Below are 1,758 nucleotides of genomic sequence, written 5' to 3'. Positions count from 1 at the left end.
ACTGCTGGACGCCCTGCAAACAGACGCCGGCACATCGGGCGAAGCGGTCACCGGTCGCACGGTGTTCGTGTTCCCGGGCCAGGGCTCGCAATGGGTCGGCATGGCAGCGGGCCTCTACGAGGCGTCGCCGGCGTTCCGGGAGCGGCTCGAAGACTGTGCGCGTGCCCTGTCCGTACACACGGACTGGGACCTGCTGCCGGTCCTGCTGGAAGGCGACCCGGCGGGGTTGCTGGAGCGGGTGGATGTGATCCAGCCGGCGCTATGGGCGGTGATGGTCTCCCTCGCTGAGGCGTGGCGCTCCTTCGGTGTTGTACCTGATGCGGTGGTGGGGCATTCGCAGGGTGAGATCGCGGCTGCTGTGGTGTCGGGTGCGCTGTCGTTGGAGGACGGTGCTCTGGTGGTGGCGCTGCGGAGCCGGGCCATCAAGGCCCTGGCCGGCCGGGGCGGCATGCTGTCCGTTGCTCTGCCCGCCGACGCGGTGCGCCCGTATCTGACGCGGTGGCCGGACGATCTGGGTGTGGCCACGGTCAATGGCCCGTCGTCCACGGTTGTGTCGGGCACGGACACCGCTCTGGACGAACTCGTCGCGCTCCTCGACAAGGAGGGGGTACGTTCGCGCCGGATCGCGGTGGATTACGCCTCGCACTCCCCTCACGTGGAGTCGATCCGGGACGAGCTGGCGGAGCTTCTGGCACCGGTGGTGCCGCGCAGGCCGGAGATTCCGTTCTACTCGACCGTCACGAACGAGGTCGTCGACGGCGCAATCCTGGATGCGGGGTACTGGTACCGGAATCTGCGTCAGACGGTTGAGTTCGAGAAGACAACGTGGGCCCTGCTCGCCGATGGGTTCACGACGTTCATCGAATCGAGCGCCCACCCGGTTCTGACCATCGGTCTTCAGGAGACCTTCGAAGCCGCCGATGCCGTGACCGCGCTCGCGGTGCCGTCGTTGCGTCGTGACGAGGGCGGGCTGGAACGGTTCCTGCTCTCCGTCGGTCAGGCGTGGACCCACGGCGCGCCCGTCGACTGGGCCACAGCCCTCCCTGAGCCCCAGCGCCCCCTCGACCTGCCCACCTACCCCTTCCAGCGCACCCGCTACTGGCTCGAGTCCGCCCCCACCACCGGCGACGTCGCGATGTCCGGTCTCACTGCTGCCGAGCACCCCCTCCTCGGAGCGGTGACCCAGGTCGCCGGCAGCGGATCCGCAGTGCTGTCCGGGCGGCTCTCGTTGAAGTCGCATCCGTGGCTCGCCGATCACGCCGTGTCCGGCACGGTCCTGCTGCCCGGCACCGCCTTCGTCGAGCTGGCCCTCCGGGCCGGGTACGAGACCGGCTGCGAGGTCCTTGAAGACCTCACCCTCCAAGCTCCGCTGCTGCTCGACACCACCGGGGCCGTCCGCCTCCAGGTCGTTGTCGACGCCGAGGAGGGCGGCCGCCGTGCCGTCACCGTGTACTCCCGCCCCGAGAGCGCGGAGATGAGCGGGGACGACGGGTCCGAGTGGACCGGGCACGCGTCCGGGGTCCTCTCGTCCACAGCGGTGCCGGCGCCTCGTGGTGTGTCCGGCGATGCGGTGTGGCCCCCGGCCGGGGCGGTCCGCCTGGACACGAGCACGCTCTACGAAGAGCTGGCGGCCGCCGGATACGAGTACGGACCCACCTTCCAGGGCGTCCAGAACGCATGGCGGCACGGCGACGACCTCTACGCCGAGATCACACTCACCGAGGACCAGCACACCAACGCCGACACCTTCGGCATCCA

At 69.7% G+C, this 1,758-nt stretch carries 1 protein-coding gene; it reads left to right on the top strand.

Going from position 1 to position 1,758, the window contains the following annotated elements:
• Positions 1 to 100: 100 nt before the first annotated feature.
• A partial coding sequence (locus ABZ565_RS35465; RefSeq protein ID WP_361036444.1) for an acyltransferase domain-containing protein occupies positions 101 to 1,758 on the top strand: 1,658 nt, incomplete at its 3' end.

It is taken from the genome of Streptomyces sp. NPDC016469 (assembly GCF_040632905.1).
Classification (GTDB): Bacteria; Actinomycetota; Actinomycetes; order Streptomycetales; family Streptomycetaceae; genus Streptomyces.
The sequence above is the reverse complement of the archived record's forward strand: the minus strand, read 5'-3'. Positions and strand labels throughout refer to the sequence as shown.